The organism is Rhodoglobus sp. G.S.4 (assembly GCF_056619605.1).
This window is the reverse complement of record NZ_CM152748.1, coordinates 2,168,530-2,185,567: the sequence shown is the minus strand read 5'-3', so window position 1 is coordinate 2,185,567 and position 17,038 is coordinate 2,168,530. Positions and strand designations below refer to the sequence as shown.

The 17,038-nt window shown below is 59.6% G+C and carries 17 protein-coding genes; 13 read left to right on the top strand and 4 right to left on the bottom strand.

Annotated features, from left to right (window positions below):
* Window positions 1-242: 242 nt before the first annotated feature.
* The 4 genes from AC061P_RS10730 to AC061P_RS10715 form a co-directional block, all read right to left on the bottom strand.
* On the bottom strand, window positions 243-1,085 hold the full coding sequence (locus tag AC061P_RS10730; RefSeq protein ID WP_480391182.1) for a carbohydrate ABC transporter permease: 843 nt from the start codon (window positions 1,083-1,085) through the stop codon (window positions 243-245).
* On the bottom strand, window positions 1,082-2,029 hold the full coding sequence (locus tag AC061P_RS10725; RefSeq protein ID WP_480391181.1) for a carbohydrate ABC transporter permease: 948 nt from the start codon (window positions 2,027-2,029) through the stop codon (window positions 1,082-1,084). The genes AC061P_RS10730 and AC061P_RS10725 overlap by 4 nt, the downstream gene beginning before the upstream one ends.
* A 1-nt stretch (window position 2,030) precedes the next feature.
* Window positions 2,031-3,338, bottom strand: a complete 1,308-nt coding sequence (locus AC061P_RS10720) for an ABC transporter substrate-binding protein (protein ID WP_480391180.1) — start codon at window positions 3,336-3,338, stop codon at window positions 2,031-2,033.
* Between the two features lie 95 nt (window positions 3,339-3,433).
* Window positions 3,434-4,444 (bottom strand): LacI family DNA-binding transcriptional regulator, encoded by a 1,011-nt coding sequence (locus AC061P_RS10715; protein WP_480391179.1) that lies wholly within the window; start codon window positions 4,442-4,444, stop codon window positions 3,434-3,436.
* 200 nt (window positions 4,445-4,644) lie between these two features.
* Here AC061P_RS10715 and AC061P_RS10710 point away from each other — a divergent pair, with 200 nt between their 5' ends.
* The 13 genes from AC061P_RS10710 to AC061P_RS10650 all read left to right on the top strand — a co-directional run bounded on the left by AC061P_RS10710 (window position 4,645) and on the right by AC061P_RS10650 (window position 16,982).
* On the top strand, window positions 4,645-6,006 hold the full coding sequence (locus AC061P_RS10710) for a glycoside hydrolase family 172 protein (RefSeq protein WP_480391178.1): 1,362 nt from the start codon (window positions 4,645-4,647) through the stop codon (window positions 6,004-6,006).
* Entirely contained in the window at window positions 6,006-7,241 is a 1,236-nt protein-coding gene (locus AC061P_RS10705) for a glycoside hydrolase family 32 protein (RefSeq protein WP_480391177.1), read from the top strand. Before AC061P_RS10710 ends, AC061P_RS10705 begins: the two co-directional genes overlap by 1 nt.
* The gene (locus AC061P_RS10700) at window positions 7,238-7,849 is read left to right on the top strand and encodes a PfkB family carbohydrate kinase (protein WP_480391176.1); all 612 of its coding nucleotides are present in this window, start codon (window positions 7,238-7,240) and stop codon (window positions 7,847-7,849) included. The genes AC061P_RS10705 and AC061P_RS10700 overlap by 4 nt, the downstream gene beginning before the upstream one ends.
* Before the next feature lie 785 nt (window positions 7,850-8,634).
* Window positions 8,635-9,312, top strand: coding sequence for a GntR family transcriptional regulator (locus AC061P_RS10695; RefSeq protein ID WP_480391175.1), 678 nt, complete (start codon window positions 8,635-8,637; stop codon window positions 9,310-9,312).
* A 72-nt stretch (window positions 9,313-9,384) separates the two neighbouring features.
* Complete coding sequence (locus AC061P_RS10690) at window positions 9,385-10,164, top strand: MBL fold metallo-hydrolase (RefSeq protein ID WP_480391174.1); 780 nt, start codon at window positions 9,385-9,387, stop codon at window positions 10,162-10,164.
* Between the two features lie 10 nt (window positions 10,165-10,174).
* The gene (locus AC061P_RS10685; RefSeq protein WP_480391173.1) at window positions 10,175-10,960 is read left to right on the top strand and encodes an NAD-dependent epimerase/dehydratase family protein; all 786 of its coding nucleotides are present in this window, start codon (window positions 10,175-10,177) and stop codon (window positions 10,958-10,960) included.
* Window positions 10,957-11,949, top strand: a complete 993-nt coding sequence (locus tag AC061P_RS10680) for a phosphoglycerate dehydrogenase (protein WP_480391172.1) — start codon at window positions 10,957-10,959, stop codon at window positions 11,947-11,949. Before AC061P_RS10685 ends, AC061P_RS10680 begins: the two co-directional genes overlap by 4 nt.
* The gene (locus tag AC061P_RS10675) at window positions 11,946-12,752 is read left to right on the top strand and encodes a hydroxypyruvate isomerase family protein (RefSeq protein ID WP_480391171.1); all 807 of its coding nucleotides are present in this window, start codon (window positions 11,946-11,948) and stop codon (window positions 12,750-12,752) included. The genes AC061P_RS10680 and AC061P_RS10675 overlap by 4 nt, the downstream gene beginning before the upstream one ends.
* Window positions 12,749-13,417, top strand: coding sequence for a hypothetical protein (locus tag AC061P_RS10670; RefSeq protein WP_480391170.1), 669 nt, complete (start codon window positions 12,749-12,751; stop codon window positions 13,415-13,417). The genes AC061P_RS10675 and AC061P_RS10670 overlap by 4 nt, the downstream gene beginning before the upstream one ends.
* The gene (otnK, locus tag AC061P_RS10665; RefSeq protein WP_449647279.1) at window positions 13,414-14,637 is read left to right on the top strand and encodes a 3-oxo-tetronate kinase; all 1,224 of its coding nucleotides are present in this window, start codon (window positions 13,414-13,416) and stop codon (window positions 14,635-14,637) included. Before AC061P_RS10670 ends, otnK begins: the two co-directional genes overlap by 4 nt.
* A complete protein-coding gene (locus AC061P_RS10660; protein ID WP_480391169.1) occupies window positions 14,630-15,268 on the top strand; it encodes a class II aldolase/adducin family protein in 639 nt (212 codons plus the stop codon). Before otnK ends, AC061P_RS10660 begins: the two co-directional genes overlap by 8 nt.
* On the top strand, window positions 15,265-15,939 hold the full coding sequence (locus AC061P_RS10655; protein WP_449647277.1) for a substrate-binding domain-containing protein: 675 nt from the start codon (window positions 15,265-15,267) through the stop codon (window positions 15,937-15,939). The genes AC061P_RS10660 and AC061P_RS10655 overlap by 4 nt, the downstream gene beginning before the upstream one ends.
* 50 nt (window positions 15,940-15,989) lie before the next feature.
* Window positions 15,990-16,982: a nucleoside hydrolase gene (locus AC061P_RS10650; protein ID WP_449647276.1), complete on the top strand. Its 993-nt coding sequence runs from the start codon at window positions 15,990-15,992 to the stop codon at window positions 16,980-16,982.
* Window positions 16,983-17,038: the final 56 nt, after the last annotated feature.

The following is a 17,038-nucleotide window of genomic DNA, read 5'->3' as shown; positions in this document are numbered from 1 at the left end:
CAAGGGCCGCAGATCTCGAACCCGGTCAGTTCGGGTAACATGACATCAATCGCGGCAGCCGAGAAGTTTTCGTTCGCGGTGGCGATCAGGGCATCTATTCCGTTGATCACCAGAGTTACCGCGCAGCCGTCGTTTTCTGGGCCGTGCTGAACGAGCGTGCCATGGCGACATCGTCCTCGACGACAAGAATCTTGAGAATGACGGTCAGGCTACGCACGTCTTGTGCGCACAGTTTCGCGCCCCTAGCTCTTGACAGCACCTGCAGTCAGCCCAGCAATCACCTGACGTTGGAAGATGGCGTAGATGATCAATTGCGGCAACAGTACTAGCGTTGCCGACGCCATCATCCCGCCGTAGTCGACAGTGAACTGACCCTGGAATCTCGACACTGCAAGAGAGACGGTCACGAGATCAGGATCATTGATCAGGATCGACGCGAACGGAAACTCATTGAAGACGTAGACGACGTTGAAGATGAGGATGGTTGCGATCACTGGGCGCATGAGGGGAAGCACCACTGAGGTGCACAAGCGCCACAGGCCTGCGCCGTCAAGGATGGCAGCCTCCTCGATCTCCGTGGGGAACTCTCGGAGGAAACCCGTGAGAAGCAAGGTGTTGAAGGGAATCGACACCGCAATGTACGGAAGAATTAGCGCGGCATACGTCCCGAAAACTCCGAGCGCTAGGTCGAGGCGGTACACCGGGAAGAGAAGGATGTACACCGGCACCGCCAGTCCAGCGAGCACGTAAAACCGAAGGCTCGATTGCACACGCTTGCGGCGGAAGATCATTCGAGTGAACGCAAATGCCGCCATGAACGAAACTCCGGCACCGATCGTGACCGAGATGACACCGATGAGAATCGTATTGCCGTACATCCTCAGCAGTGGCAAGGAAGTGATCGCGTTGACGTAGTTCTGGATTGTTAGCGAGTCGAACGAGAACGGATCACTCAGGATGTTTTCGCTTGGTTGGAACGAGAGTAGGGCGATCCAGAGCAGCGGCAGGATGATGAGGAACGTGATGAGGTAGGCGGCAATCGCTGCGACGAGTCGCCAGCCGCTCAGTCGGCGTAGGGCGTTCATGCTGTCTTCCTTTCGCGGGAGAGCAGCAAGTAGGCGGCGGACACTACCGCGCCAAGCACCGTAACGATCACTGCGATTGCCATGCCGAGCCCGTACTGCTGGTTGGTGAAGGTGATGAAGTACATGTAGCTGACGAGAGTCTCGGAACGGTGAACAGGCCCGCCGCCGGTCAGGACGTAAACGAGTTCAAAGATCTTGAAGACATTGGTAATGAGAAGGATCGTCACGATGGCGAACGTCTCGCGCATCATCGGGATTGTGACCCAAGCGAGCTGTTGCCATCCCCGAGCTCCATCCAAGGCGCTCGCTTCCATCACATCGTTAGGCAGCACTTGAAGCCCGGCGTAGAAGATGGTCATTGCGAAGCCGACGCTGCTCCAAATGAACACGAGGGAGACGGCGTAGGGGGTGAGGGTGTCGCCACCAATCCACTGCACCGGATTGATTCCGAGCGCGGCCAGCAGGCGATTTAGAAGCCCGATCTTGGGATCGAGAATGAAGACCCAGATCAGTCCGATCAGAATCGGCGCGATGATTGCGGGGCCGAAGACCAGTGCACGCAACCCTGATCCGCCAGGGATGCGCACACGCAGCAGCAGCGCGAGTCCGAATGACAGCGGAACGAGGAGCACGATGCTTACGCACAGGATGATGAGAGTGTTTTGCAGCGCTTGCCAGAAGAAAGGGTCCGCACCCAGCGTTGCGTAGTTGTCGAACCCGATGAACTCGGGTTCTCCAAAGCCTTGGAATTTGGTGAGGCTGAAGCCCATTGAGTAGAGCACCGGATAGACGATGAACAGTGAAACCATCGCGAGCGCCGGCGCGACCATCGCGATGATCTTCCAACGCGAACTAATCCAGATCACGGGACGCTCCTCTTGCGGTGACGGGTGGGTATATTGGTTAGGGGCGAGCCCGGCGTGATGAGCGCCGGGCTCGATCACGCTATTCAGCGTCGAATGCTTTTTGCACTAGTTCAAGTGCTTGCTTCGGGGTGAGCTGATCTTGGATAACGCCATAGATGCTGTCGTACATAGCGTTGGCGATAGGGGTCGAGACGATGAGATCCGGTTGGGTCTCAGGGCTTGTCACACCATCGGCTGTTGCAGTGTCCAATGCTGCCTTAAGGGCGGGCTGCTCAGCTTCATCAACCTGAGGAATGTAGGTCGTTACTGGGGGCTGGCCGTTGTCTACGAGCAACTGCTGGGCGTCATCGCTGTAGTAGAACGCGATGAATTTCTTTACTGCGGCCAGCCTGGCCTCGTCTTTGGCAACGGTTGCCGCGACTGAGAACGGTGCTGAGGCGACGTTCATGACGATGTTCTGTTCGCCAACACCGTCGTCGAATTGGGGTCCGGCCCAAAAACCGGCGTCTATCCCGGCATCCTGAATGGCGCTCGACGCCCACACACCGGCGTCGAGCATCGCTGCGTTGCCGCTCGTGAACTGGTCAACTGCCTGCTGGTAGGTCTGAGTTGAGACGTTGGAGGCAAACGCGCCAGCATCACGAAGCTCGGCAATGTTCTCGTAGAGGCGAAGGAAGTCGGGGTTGTCATATTTCTCGGTGCCCGCGAGGATGCCGTCAATTTTGTCTTCGTATCCGAAGCGATTGAGGTCGACGAGAAAACTCCAGACACTGAATGACGACTGGTTGGCTCCGTTGGATATCGTTGTAATGCCCTTGGCGTTGAGCGCCTTCGCAACAGCGACGAGTTCATCGAACGTCACAGGGAGTTCAAGGCCATTATCCGCAAGCACTTGCTTGTTGAACCAGAGGCCAGTGAGGAGCCCTTGGTAGGGCACTCCGAAGATGACGTCATCGGTTGAGAAGTTTGACACCGTGCTCGCGGGGAACTTGTCGGTGAGGTCTAGTTCGTCGAGTACGGGGCGCAGGTCGAGTAGCTTGCCTGCCTTTTCCATCTCGACTGCGGTCGACTTGTAGACCCAAAAAATGTCAGGAAGAGTGTCGCTCTGTGCGGCGATGGACAGTTTCTGGAGGTGTTCAGCAACGGCTTCTCCGGTCACGGCTACAGAGATATCTGGGTTCGCCTCTTCGAATGCTTCGATGATCGCCCAGGTGGCAGGGTCGGCAGTCTTCACGTCCGGGTTTTGCATCGAGAGAGTGATCTCGATGGTTCCGTCCGAAGCGTTGTCGCCGTCTGTTCCGCAGGCGGTGAGAGCCAGCGCGGTTGAGGTGGCCAGCACGCCAGCAGCTATACGCCGCAGCAGGGTATTGCGTGGTGAGTTGTGCACGTTCATCTCCTTCGATGAGATTAGGCTGTGTCGAAACGTTTGTAGAAAAACGTTTGTCTGAAAGTATTCGCTCTTGCGGGCGGTGTCAAGTGGCCTTACGAAGAGGCTCCCTGAATGTAACTTTCTGTCGAATCTCGTAGTTCTAGTTTTTGTTGCAGCCGAACCGTGCGCGCGCTAGGTTCTGGAGCAGCGAGTCGATCAGCGAGCAGCCCCACAGCGGCAAACCCCATGTCGAACGCGGGTTGACGCACGGTAGTGATACGGGGCTCGAAGAGATCGGGGTGGTTGAATCCGTCAAACGTTGCAAAAGCGATGTCCTGGGGGATTCGGATCCCGCTAGCGCTCAGCTCTTCAAGCGCAAGCGTTGCCAACACTGTGCTCGTTGCGATCACGGCCGTCACGCCACTCGCTGGCAGCATCCGAACAGCATCTCGTGTTGCTTGCGCATCCGTGCCAGTGAGAACTACTTGGTCGTCGCCGTTGAGCCCGGCCAGCATTACGGATTCGGTGAAGCCGTCGAGTCGCTCACGCAATGTTGGCACGCGAGTATCTCCCGCAATTACTGCAAACTTGCCGTGCCCTGCGCTGATCATGTGCTGAATCAGTCGCCGCATAGAGTCCCGATTGTCCGCTCCGACCTGATCGAAAGGGAGTTCTGAAAACAGACGGTCGAGTAGCACGATGGGTGTCTTCTCGGTCTGAAGTGAAGCCATAAGCTCGGTGTCAGGCTCGGCGGCGCAGGCCAGGATTAATCCGTCGACTCTTCGATCTAGGAGAGTGTGCACAGCACGGCGTTGTCGCACGGCATTCTCGGCAGAGTTGGCGAGCACGAGTGTTAGACCGCGTTCTGCCGCCGCTTCCTCGACCCCATGAACCATGTCGGCGAAGGCCGGCTCCCCGGCATCAGAAACAACGAGGCCGATGCTGTCAGTTTTCGACCGCCGCATCGCTCGGGCCAGAGCGTCTTGCCGGTATCCAGTCTTTTCGATTGCTGCGACTACGCGGGCACGGGTTGCAGGCTCGACATTCCGGGTGCCGTTGAGCACATGCGAGACAGTGGAGATTGAGACTCCTGCAATTCGAGCAACTTCCACCATTGAGGCCATGGGCACTCCTCCTCCGTCGATGCGGCAGTTTTTTGCACCGCTTTGCGCAAATGTACACGACGGCGCTTTCTCCGCCAATCTCCAATTAAAGGCTGGGTTGGTTGCGAAGAGAGCCTCTCGCCCCTACTATCGGGATGCGCAAACGTTTCGATGCGCTTTCGACAGGCTTCGCCGTTTGCGCGAATCGAAAAGTTAGGACAATGGTGACCGATTACACTCCCGCCGGCATGCTCGGCGATCTCACCCGCGCACGCACTGCCCGAAGCGCTCGCGCGTCGAGCTTTGACCAAACTGGTCGCAACCGTGATAACTGGCTGATCATGCCAGGGGAAGAACGCATACTGGCCGACCTCGAAGGCCCAGGTTTCATTACCCATATATGGATGACCCAGTCGTGCCGCATCAATCCAGGCCCCGGTCAGATCGATCCAGCGGTCGTTGGCGTGCCCATGCTCGAGATCCACAATGCTCTTGGTGTCAGTTGGGAAGTGGTCGACCCTGACTACTACCGAAAGATTGTGTTCAAAATCTACTGGGACGAGCAGGAGACTCCGAGCGTGATCGCACCTCTCGGCGACTTCTTCGGCCTGATGAACTCGCTTTCGGGCAGCTATGACTCGCTGCCTCTCTCTGTTTCCGCGAAGGAGCCTGAGCTACACACTTTCGGTGGAAGCGCCGCGTTCAATAGCTACTTCCGGATGCCGTTCGGAAGCCGGGCGCGCATCGTGGTCGAGAACCAGAACGATATCCCGTATCTCCAGTACTTCTACATCGACTACGAACTCACGCCGGAGCGGCTCCCCGAAGACACTGTGTACTTCCACGCTCACTGGCGACGGGCCCTTCCCAACAGTGGCTGGGCGCCCGACCTTCAGACAAACAGCATCGAAACGACGGTGCCGAATCTGAACGGTGCTGATAACTACGTTGCGCTCGAGACAGAGGGACGCGGGCACTACGTGGGGTGCAATCTCGCCGTACGACATTTTCAGGGCTCGTGGTGGGGCGAGGGCGACGACATGATTTTCATTGACGATGACACCTGGCCCCCCAGCCTTCACGGAACAGGGATGGAGGACTACTTCGGGCATGCGTGGGGGATGCAACGGAACGCCTTCCAGTTCAACGGCACGATCGTTCACGAAGAAGACGTCCCCGGCTTCCATCACAGCTACCGCTTCCATGTGGTCGATCCGATTCGTTTTGAGAAGCGCATCAAGGTGACATTCGAGCATGGGCATGGCAACCATCTTTCTGATGACTGGTCGTCCACTGCCTATTGGTACCAGACACTGCCTTCGCCGCTCTTGACGGTCCCTCCGGTCGGGGAGCGACTTCCGTTGCGTCCGGTTGAGCGGATGATCGAAGCGGCTCTGCCCGCACTCACTGCTGACCAAACGGCCGCGCGGGCTGCGGCCGCAGCACGAATGGAGCGCTTCACAAAGGCCCGGGACGACATGCGCGCCCAGCGCCAGCTCGAGATCAACGACTGGGAGGCGGGAAATATCGCGCAGGCCCGCGACATCCGAGCCCGTTTCGATGCAGGAAAGGCGGATGCCTGATGCGCCCTCAGTTTCACTTCACTGCTGAAGCGGGCTGGATCAATGACCCTCACGGAATCACCTTTCGCGATGGCCAATACCACCTCTTCTACCAGTTCGTTCCAGACAGTGTCTTCTGGGCGCCGAACTGCCACTGGGGCCACGCCACGTCCCCAGACCTGTTCTCGTTTGACGAGCTTCCGTTAGCGATTGTTCCAGGCGATGGCGATGACGGAATTTGGACCGGCTCGCTCGTAACCGATGAAGCCGGCGCGAGCACGATCTTTTACACGTCTGTTGTTCAGCCGAACATCGGAATCGGGCGAGTCCGTACCGCCACTCCCGATGATGAGTCCTGGGCCAATTGGACTAAGGGACCTGTCGTTGTCGAACCGCCCGCAGATTTAGACATCATTGCGTACCGGGATCCCTACGTATTCCAGGATGCTGGAGGGTGGACAATGTGGATCGGCGCCGGACTTGCGGATGGCACGGCAACGGCCCTCTCGTACTCGTCTCAGGATCTGGTGAGTTGGAGCTACAACGGGATCGCGGCCCAGCGCTCAACCAACGAGCGCGAACCTGTCTGGACGGGCGCACTGTGGGAATGCCCTCAGCTCTTTGAACTGGACGGGCGCCATGTCTTGGTCAGTTCTGTCTGGGACGATGACGTGCTCCACTACGTTGCGTATGGCGTTGGCTCCTACGAAAACGGCATCTTTACTGCAGATTCGTGGGGGCGTCTAAGCTATGGCGAGAGCTATTACGCCCCATCGTTCTTCCGTGACGAAGAAGGTAAGCCCAGTTTGACATTCTGGTTGCGTCATGTTGAAGACAAGCTGGCGGGATGGGCGAGTGCTCATAGTGTGCCCCACACGCTATCGCTCATAGGCAATGTCCTTGTGGCCACACCGCACGCTGGCCTCAAAAAGTATCGCGACGTGGTGGCTACTGGAGACCTGATCAGAGGACACTCGGCTGACATCGACTGGAGCGGAGGCATTGCGCTCCAGATTTCCTCGGGGGAAGTTCTTGTGGCGAGGATTGAGCGAGGCGATGAACTGTTGACGCTCACAGTCGGCACTAACTCCTGGCAACAGCCCGACACCGGAGCGGAAGTTCGCATCATTCTCGATGGGCCCGTACTGGAGCTATCAAGTGAAAGTGGAGTATTGGCAGCGGCGATCACTCAATTGGGGGATGCGATTACTGTGACCGGCAACGGCGGGGTCACAGCGAACCGCCTCTCGCGATGACTCACATCCTGAGTATTGGTGAGGCGCTCATCGACGTTGTAGAACATGAAATGCGAGTGGATTCTTACCTTGGCGGCAGCCCGCTTAATGTTGCTGTCGGAGTCGCGCGACTCGGAATGTCTACTACATTCCACTCCCAATTTGGTGTTGACGAAGGCGGCCGCCTCATTGCACACCAACTATCGAGAGCAGGCGTCGAGGTCACTCGCAGTTCGATCACCGCTGATCTGACATCGAAAGCTTTCGCGACGATCGATTCCACCGGCTCAGCCACCTACGAGTTCGCGATTCAATGGGATCCCTCTCCGCTACTTCCAGCTCCAGCGGCAGACGTAGTTCACGTGGGATCTCTCGGCTCGTGGCTAGACTCTGGGTATGCGACCGTGGAAGCTAAAGTTCGCGAACGCCGGCCCCGCTCGGTCGTGACTTTTGATCCCAATTTCGAAGCAGGAAGTTCCTTCGCGCGCTCACCCGCCATCGAAGTGTCGGATCGATGGGCCGAGTCGCCTCATGCGGCGACAGCGCCGCGATGGAGAGCTTCTTTCTCGAGAACGTCTTGGGCCGCCGATCCTGGACCTCCCCCGAGCAACTGCGCATCTCGGTCGTAACCTTGATCGAGCGGACTTACCACCGGCGGTGCCGACAGCCCCGACTGGAACGGTTGACCCCGATCGAATTCGAGGCCATTATGAACACGCCTGCCACACTGGCTGCGTGACTAGAAACTGTCACCTACTCGTGCAGCAGACCAATGCAGTTTGCCCACATTTTGCCCACAACCGTGGGTAAACAACACAGATCCTCCGTGGCTATTGTCACTCTAGAACGCTGAATTCCCGAGGCTTTTGGGCATCCGCCTTTTTCTCATAGTGCCGTGGCGAGGGTTCGAATCCCTCCAGGGGCACAGCCTTTTTTGCCTTCTGACCAGGTATTTGTTCTGTGGTCAGACCATGAAAAATCCGTTTTTGCCCACCTTTTGCCCACTCTTAGAAAACTCTGACGGCAAACTCGAGCCAGATTCTATGGCGTCCATTGCGCTTCGTTCGTCGTCTCAGAACGCCGAAATCGAGCGTTTCGAAACTCTCTTGGCTCGATAAAGAACTGAGCATTCTGCTCTCTGAGTCCCTGGCGCGAAGGTTGTCAGACGTTGACGAAGTTCCTGGACGGCCGCGTTCTCAGCAAGCTTCGGGCCCAACCCGGTGCGAGGACCGAGGCGGCGCAAAGGAGCCGGTCGACACGTAAAGCCCGCAAACGCCGAGGAGCGTGTCCACACGGCTACTGGTCGATAGATTCGGCGCGTGGACTTTGAACACATCGCCGTCGTGTTGGACCGTTAGTCAGGGGGCCGCAGCGCGCGGGCGGTAGGCTCAAACCTGATTGAGGGTGTCGACGCATGGGAGAGCTAATGGCCGAGCGCAAGTCAGCGAGAAAACCGATCGCAGATCAAATGTACGACGTGTTGCTACATCAGTTCATGTCGGGGGAGCGCGGAGCGGGCGAGAGTCTGAACATTGGCGCACTCTCTCGCGAGCTCGATGTCAGTCAGACGCCGCTGCGTGAGGCGCTCGCGCGCTTGGAGTACACGGGCCTTGTTCAGCGTGAGGCGCTTCGTGGGTACCGCGTCGCACCAATGATGACGCGCGCCGAAGTCGAGCAGCTGAAGGAAGCGCGTCTTGTGCTGGAGCCCCGTCTCGCCTACTGCGCCGCGTTGCGAATCACGCCTGAGTTTCTTGCCGCGTTGCGTGAGAGCCTGAACGAGTTCGAACAGTCAGCGGATGCGGCTGACATGGAGACCGAAGGTTTTGACCTGTATTGGCGATCGGACAACCAGTTTCACACGCTGATCGCGGAACAGTCGGGTAACCAGTTCTTGGCACTCGCGTACGCGGCGCTCAGCGGCCAGATTCAGCGGTTCCGACTCTTTTCCAAGTTTGGTCGCACGGGAGCACGTCAGGCAGCGCCCGAGCACGGTGCGATCTTCGATGCGATCGTGGCGGGCGATGCGGACAGTGCGGCAGAAGCGATGCGCCTGCACGTTCTCGGTGCTACGGAGCGACTTTTGGGGAGCTAAGTCGGCGGCAGCGCTCATGGACAAACCAGTGAGAATCCAATACTATAGTCAATAGTATTGGAAGGAGATGCGATGGAGCAGATGAAGCAGGCCGCGGCGCGGTATACCGCTCACCCTCTCGTTGAAGGGTTTCCCGGCAAGTCCAGCTCGCACGGCGCCTTTGGCTGGAGCAGCCTCTGGCTCCTAGACGATGGCACACGCCGTGTACTGGTCGATGCGGGGCAGCCCGCCTACATTCCTCTGATTCACGAGTCGCTCGAACGTCTGGGTCTGACCGCGGCAGACATCACGGACGTATTGCTGACCCATATGCACTGGGATCACGTCGCAAACTTTACGATGTTCCAGAACGCCGTCACCTGGGTGGGCGAGCAGGAACTGGCATGGGCGGCAGAGCAGCCAGCAGGAACCAAGTTCATCCCTGACCTGCATGTGCAAGAGCTCATGCGCCGTACCGAGCGTGTCGAACGGATGCGGCCGGGGCAAGAAGTGCTGCCAGGAATCCACGCGATTGCCGCCCCCGGTCACACGCCTCATCACCTGGCATTCTTCACTGAGCGCGCTGAGCAGTCCCTCATTTTTTCGGGGGACTCAGTGAAAAACATTCACGAGCTGGCCACTGCGCACGTTGACTCCACCATGGACGAAGACGCGAGCGTTCGCACAATCGATCGCTTGCGTTCGCTTCTGACCGACACGAGCGCGACTCTGCTGCCCGGCCATGATGTCGGCCTCAGAATTATCGATGGTGAGGTGCAGCGCCTGCGAGAACAGCGCGCCCAGATCAGTTTCTTTGCCGACGCACTGAGCCCCGAGGCGGACCGCAGCATCGGCTGCGCCGACGCCGGATGAAAGGACAATCATGACTTCCGTCCTCTATACAGGAGGCGCTGGCCGCATGGGCCGCGTGATCCGAGAAGGACTCGCGGGGAACTATGAACGCGTGGTCCTATACGTGCGCAGCGAACCGGTCGAACACCTCTTCGCACACGAAGAGGTCGTCGTCGGTGACCTCAGCGACCTGGAGGCCCTGACCGCGGCTGCCCAAGGCATCGACGTGATCGTGCACCTTGGAGCTGTCGCAGACGAAGCGTCATTCGAACGCATCCGCGAAGCCAACATTGACGGCACATACAACGTCTACGAGGCATCGCGCCGCGCGGGAGTGCGCCGTATCGTGTTTGCCAGTTCCAACCACATCATCGGGTTTCACCCCGCCTCCGAACGTCTCGACGAGAGCGCTTCGATTCGCCCAGACTCGTACTACGGCGTTTCGAAAGCGTTTGGCGAGGCACTGGCGAGCCTGTACTACGACAAGTGGGGAGTGGAATCGGTGTTATTGCGCATCGGAACGTTCCGTCCCGAGCCCGAAGATGTGCGCCAGCTTGCGCTGTGGTTGAGCTGGCGAGATGGCATTGAGCTGACTCGCTGCGCGATTGAAAACGGTCCTGTGGGATGCCAGGTTGTTTATGGTGTCTCGGCAAACGCCGATGGCTGGTGGGATGCGCAGGCCGGTTGGGCTGCTATCGGATTCACCCCGCAAGACAATGCGGCGGAGCACGCGCAGGACGTCGACCTTGACGTTCCTGCCCCCCAGTATCACGGCGGTGCATTCACCGCCTCTGAGTACCAAGGAGGAATCTGGTGAGCGAAAACACCACGTCCCACGATGTCATAATCACTACCGCGTTCCTCAACCCGGGCGACGAGGTAGACACACTGCTGCGTGGTGCCGGTCTGACGACGCGCCACGAGCCGAACCTTGCTGCCTATTCTGAGGTAGACCGTCGTGCGATCTTGGCCTCAACGCGCGCCATCATCGCGGGAACTCAGCCGCTGACAGCGAACGATCTTGCCAGCGCTCCGAACCTGCAGATCGTCGTACGAACGGGTGTCGGGTACGACAGCGTTGACGTCGAAGCAGCAACGATTCAGGGTGTTCCAGTCTGTGTCACGGCGGGCGCTAATCGTCAGGCCGTTGCCGAACACGTTTTCGCACTCATGTTGGGTGTTGCCCGTCGTGTTCCCGAGAACGTCACCAACCTGAGAGCAGGGACCTGGCAGCAGCTCTCGGGCCGCGAGCTCCGTGGCGCGACGTTGGGAGTGTTGGGTCTCGGATCCATCGGCAAGGCCGTGGCCACGATTGCCGCAGGTTTCGGCATGAAGGTCATCGCCTATGACCCGTACTTCGACGACGAATTCGCTTCAGAACACAATATTGCCCGTGCGGAGCTTGACGACGTTCTTTCGCAGGCCGATTTCGTGACGCTGCATCTGTTCCTCGATGACTCGACGCGAAACCTCATCAATGCGGAGCGCTTGCGTTCCATGAAGAACGACGCGGTTCTGGTTAACACGGCTCGTGGCGGCATTGTTGATGAAGCGGCCGTTGTCGACGCTGTTCGCGCCGGTGTGATTGGCGGCGCAGCTCTGGACGTGTTCGAGCAGGAACCCCTGCCTGCAGACAGTGCGCTTCTTCACACGCCTGGCATCCTCGCCACGACCCACGTCGCGGGCGCAACCCGTGAAGCGCGTGGCGAGTCTGGTCGTATGGCCGCAGCCAACGTGATCAGCGTTCTCGCGGGGGGCGATGCGCAGTTCGTTGTGAATCCGGCATACCGAGAAGACGTAGCATGATCATCCAGACATCGGGCGGGCAGCTCCGGCTGGCAGCCAACCTCAAATGGATGTACACCGAGCTGCCCTTCGAAGCACGATTCGACGCGGCTGCGGCTGCAGGTTTCACGGGGGTTGAATTTGCATCCCCCTACGAGCTCCCTGCTGCGCGCGTGCGAGAGTTGCTCGATAACGCCGGCCTCACGCAGGCGCTGATCAACACCCCCGGTGGTCCTGCGGGTTCCGCTACCGCCATGGGCACAGCGTATGTGCCATCCGCTCAGACCGTATTTCGTGAGGGCGTCGAGCGGGCACTCCACTACGCAGATGTGCTCGGCAACCCCATCGTCCACGTGATGGCTGGCCTGCGTCCCGCGGAAGTGGACCCGGAGTTCGCCTTTGCGACATACGTCACCAACATTGGCTGGGCTGCAGCGCAGGCTCGCGCGGCTGGCGTTCACATCGTGCTCGAAGCGATCAACAAGCGCGAGCAGCCAACCTACGGCTTGGCTTCGATGGAGACGGCGGCCGCAGTAGCTGAAGCCGTTGACCCTGGCACCGTGGGCGTGCTGTTCGACGTCTATCACGCACAGGCCGACCGCGGCAACGTGATCGAGCGGTTCGAGCGGCTTGCCCCACTGGTCAAGCACGTACAGATTGCGGATAATCCCGGCCGAGGCGAGCCCGGAACAGGGGAAATTGCGTACGAGCAGGTGCTTGCACGGATTGCCGCCAGCGGCTACTCCGGATGGGTTGGTTGCGAGTATGGTCCCGTCGGCGACACTGACGAAGGCCTCAACTGGATCGAAAGGATTACCCAGTGAACGCCGTGAAAATCGCCCTGATTAGTGCGACAACGCTGGCCATTGCACCGGCAGCAGCCGCGGTGAGCGCGGCAATTCCGAACAGCACGGTGTGGAATCTTCTTGACGACCATCTGCTTTCCGATCTGAAGCAGCAAGGGGAGATGACCGCACCACTCGCTGCTCGCATGGACGTTCTGATCGAGTCCGCCCTCGCTGGCGGGGCGGACGGTATCTTGCTGACGTGCTCCCAATACGGCGTGCGCGCCGACTACCGTGACCCCGCAACCGACGGTGTTGCCGTGTTTTCCGCGGACGGACCGCTTTTCGAAGACACCGTAGCGCTCTCGCCCGCGAGCGTTCTCCTCGTCGCGTCACTGGAGTCAGCGGCTGAAGACAGCACCGCGCGCCTCAAAGCTGTCTTTGCAGCTGCAGGCGCGGCGACCTCCATCCACCCCATCGTGGTGCCCGCCGCGGCCAAACCTCTCGCCGTTGCCGAGCTAGCCGCCCACCTGGGCGCCGCTATTTCTGCGGCGAGCGAGCCCTACGACGTGGTCGTGCTCGCTCAGTATTCACTCGCTCCCGCGGCCGAGGTGCTGCGTGACCATATCACCGTGCCTGTCCTCGACGGTCCGAGTGTTGCCGCTTCGCGCTTGCGCGCCGTGATCGAGGGATCACCACGATGATTGGCGTCATTGCTGATGATGTGACGGGTGCAACCGATGTGGCTGCGGCCCTCAGCCGCGAGGGCCTGCGAACGCTGCTTACCCTCAATGCAGAAACTCCCGTCACGGGAGATGCTGACGCCATCGTGACTGGCCTGAAGACCCGCTCGATCCCGGTGGCTGACGCCGTAGCGACGAGCCTGGTGGCGCTACGTACGTTGCAGGACGCTGGCGCCACGCGCTTTTACTTCAAGTACTGCTCGACGTTCGATTCAACGGATGAGGGGAACATCGGGCCCGTCACTGAGGCGCTCGCCCAGGCTCTGGGAGTGTCGACGGTGGTGACGACCCCTGCGGCCCCCATCCACGGGCGCACCGTGAGTGACGGAAATCTGTACGTCTTTAACGTTCCGTTGCATGAGACGCACATGGCGCACCATCCGATCACGCCGATGCGAGACTCGAACCTCGTGAGCCTGCTCACTCCGCAGGTGCAGGGCACTGTCACAACGCTGCCGCTTTCTGCAGTGCATGCTGGAGCGGCTGTAGCACGCGCCACGATCACCGCAGCCGAGAGCGCAGGTATTGCACACGTGATCGCAGATGCCGTTGACGCCGCCGATCTCGCGGCAATCGCCGAAGCTGTAGACACCGCAGTGCTGACCGCCGGGTCTGCCGGTCTCATCGGTGCAATTGCCGGACGTCAGTTCGCATCCGGCCGCACAATTTCCGCACCGCCCGCCGGACGCACCGCGATCATCGCTGGAAGTTGTTCGCGACGGACTCTTGAGCAGATTGCCGCGTTTCAGACATCTGGTGGACCCTCGCACCGCGTCATTGCAGAACCAGGCCAGACGGCATTGGAACTGGCTGAGGCAGCGTTGACGTGGTGGGATAAACAGCCCGCAGAAATCTCCGCGCTGATTTACTCGTCAAGCTCGGACGAAGAACGCAATGACGAACTGCCAGAGGCCGGTGAGCTGTACGAACAAGTGGCAGGAATCGTCGCCCACGGACTGGCGTGCCGTGGGGTTCAGCGCATGCTCGTCGCAGGTGGTGAGACGTCGGGCGCAGTGATCCGTGAACTCGGAACCACGGTTGCTGTTGTGGGGGATGAGGCTGCCGTAGGTGCGCCCTGGATTCATGACGTGACCCATGGCGTGCACCTCGTGCTGAAGTCAGGAAACTTTGGTGACATCGACATGTTCACCTCCGTTGTGGGAGATGCAAGCGATGACTGACCTACGTAAAACTGTCGAACGCGTGGCACACTCTATCCACAGGCGCGGGCTCACTCATGGTCGTACGGGCAATCTGGCGGTACGCGAAGGAGATCGCATTTTGGTGACCCCAACAGGTGTGAGCATGGCCGATGTCTCGAGCACCGATCTATCTGTGCTCGATGGTGAGGGTCGTCATCTCGAAGGTCCTCCACCGACAAAAGAGGCGTTTTTGCACGTTGCCGTTCTTCGGGCTCGACCGTCGGCGCACGCAATCGTGCATACGCACTCGGTGCACGCTGCTGCGCTATCCTGCCTGGCTGATCTTGACCAAGATGACGCGCTGCCACCGCTCACCGCGTACTACGGAATGCGCGTTGCGCCACTGCAGGTCCTACCGTACTTTGCGCCAGGCGATAAGGCAGCGACCCGTGCCGTCCAGCGAGCTGCCACGCGCTCGCACGCGCTGTTGTTGCGCAACCACGGGCCAGTGATTGCCGGCGCTGACCTCGACTCGGCGTTGGATGCGCTCGAAGAACTCGAACACACCGCGCAAATCTTCTTCCTCACATCAGGGATGCGCACCGCACCCCTAACGACGCAACACCTCGCTGCCCTGCAGCCTCAGCCCCCTCAGGAGCCCAAAGCATGATCACGCTATACAGCGGACTCGTCGTTCGACAGCCGCTCGTTGAAGAACTTATTCCAGCGTTCGAAGCCGCTACGGGTGATCGCGTCGTGGCAACGTTTGAGCCGACCACTGTGCTGCTCGACAAGATCGCTGGCGGCGAGCGTCCTGATTTGTTTCTGGGCGTTTCGGCTTCCGCGCATGACCTAGCAGCTCAGGGCATTCTCGATGAGGAAACCGTTTCTGACATCGCAGTCTCGGCCGTCGGGTTCGCGCGGCTAACTGACACACGGGCGCCTGCTTCAGATACCGAAGAGGAATTTCTTCAGTATCTTTGCGACTTTCGAGTCGCGTACACGCTCTCTGGCGCCAGCGGTATTCATTTCATGAAAGTGCTGCGCGAACGTAACCTGCTCGACATTATCGACGAGCGTGCCGTGCACTTTCCCGCAGGTCTCACCGCTGAAGCCGTGGTCGACGGTCGTGCAGATATTGCCATCCAGCAGGTATCCGAGTTGCGCTCCGTGACAGGTGCGCACGTGGTGGCTCCGATTCCGCACGCGCTGCAGTCATACGGTCGCTTCGCGATCGGCGTTGGCGTTTCTGCACCTGCATCTGCCCTGGCATTCGCGGCGACGCTCACCGAAGCGCGCGCGCAAGCGGCATTCGCGAGCGTTGGACTCAGCGCACCGTAAGGCCCCACGCTCACAACCTGCTGCGCAGACGCAGCGGAAAGTTAGGAATCATGACGAAGAGAAAAGTGATTATCGACACCGATACGGGTGTAGACGACGCACTGGCGATCATGCTGCTTGCAGCGGAACCCGACGTGGAGATCCTTGCGGTGGTCAGCGTCTTCGGAAACTGCACGGGCGAACGTGCGGCAGACAATGCGCGATACGTGCTCGACACCTGCGGGCGCAGTGACGTTCCGGTCTACCGCGGAAGCGATGTTCCCGTTAAGCAGGAGCTGCGCCTGAACCCGGGCATTCACGGCGAAGACGGGTTCGGGAACACCGGTTTGCGCCCCGCGGTCTCCGTTGCGACCGAGCCCAGCGGTGTTGACGTAGTGCTCGAACTTGTGCGCCAGCATCCCGGTGAGATCGACTATCTCGCCATTGGCCCGCAGACGAACCTTGCTCGCGCGTTAGAGAGTGAACCTGATCTGCTGAAGATGCTACGCAGCACCGTGATCGTTGGCACGCTGGGGCCCGCGCTTTACCGCGACACCGAACCGTGGGCTGATCGCCGCTTCCGAGTGTCGCGTGATCCCAACGTGACGTTTGACATCGACGCCGCTGAATCTGTCGCCGCTCACGAGGGTGATGTGACATGGTGCGGCCCCTATGTCACGCGCCAGGCTCTCGTTCCCGAGAACTTCTTCCTCGAGATCGCAGAGTCGACGGGCTACGCACCCGCCAACCTGATCACGAAGATCAGTGCGGACTACGCAGGATTTTACAGCCGCTCGTACCCACAACCAGGGGACGAGCGCGTCATGGGTATCAACGACAGCATGGCCGTCGCTGCCCTTCTGCGACCTGATCTGATCACGGCATCCGTGCAGCGCCCGTTGCAGACGTTCCAAGATCCAGCGACGGGGGACCGCTACTTGGCCGGTGTACACCCCGTCGAGGATGAGACGCGACCCCTGCACCGCGTTGTGGTGGACATGAACTTTGACGGCGTTCTGCGAATGATCGGCGAAGCCCTGCGCAGCCCCCTTCCTTGGCGCTAGAAAACAACGAGAAGGCCCCCTGAACTCGAGCTGAGTTCAGGGGGCCTTCTTATTGC

Bases quoted from the DNA above. Each gene is read 5' to 3' on its own strand.
- AC061P_RS10730 (WP_480391182.1), bottom strand. From the start codon at position 1,085: ATGAACGCCCTACGCCGACTGAGCGGCTGGCGACTCGTCGCAGCGATT.
- AC061P_RS10715 (WP_480391179.1), bottom strand. From the start codon at position 4,444: ATGGCCTCAATGGTGGAAGTTGCTCGAATTGCAGGAGTCTCAATCTCC.
- AC061P_RS10710 (WP_480391178.1), top strand. From the start codon at position 4,645: ATGGTGACCGATTACACTCCCGCCGGCATGCTCGGCGATCTCACCCGC.
- AC061P_RS10705 (WP_480391177.1), top strand. From the start codon at position 6,006: ATGCGCCCTCAGTTTCACTTCACTGCTGAAGCGGGCTGGATCAATGAC.
- AC061P_RS10700 (WP_480391176.1), top strand. From the start codon at position 7,238: ATGACTCACATCCTGAGTATTGGTGAGGCGCTCATCGACGTTGTAGAA.
- AC061P_RS10695 (WP_480391175.1), top strand. From the start codon at position 8,635: ATGGGAGAGCTAATGGCCGAGCGCAAGTCAGCGAGAAAACCGATCGCA.
- AC061P_RS10690 (WP_480391174.1), top strand. From the start codon at position 9,385: ATGGAGCAGATGAAGCAGGCCGCGGCGCGGTATACCGCTCACCCTCTC.
- AC061P_RS10685 (WP_480391173.1), top strand. From the start codon at position 10,175: ATGACTTCCGTCCTCTATACAGGAGGCGCTGGCCGCATGGGCCGCGTG.
- AC061P_RS10675 (WP_480391171.1), top strand. From the start codon at position 11,946: ATGATCATCCAGACATCGGGCGGGCAGCTCCGGCTGGCAGCCAACCTC.
- otnK (WP_449647279.1), top strand. From the start codon at position 13,414: ATGATTGGCGTCATTGCTGATGATGTGACGGGTGCAACCGATGTGGCT.
- AC061P_RS10660 (WP_480391169.1), top strand. From the start codon at position 14,630: ATGACTGACCTACGTAAAACTGTCGAACGCGTGGCACACTCTATCCAC.
- AC061P_RS10655 (WP_449647277.1), top strand. From the start codon at position 15,265: ATGATCACGCTATACAGCGGACTCGTCGTTCGACAGCCGCTCGTTGAA.
- AC061P_RS10650 (WP_449647276.1), top strand. From the start codon at position 15,990: ATGACGAAGAGAAAAGTGATTATCGACACCGATACGGGTGTAGACGAC.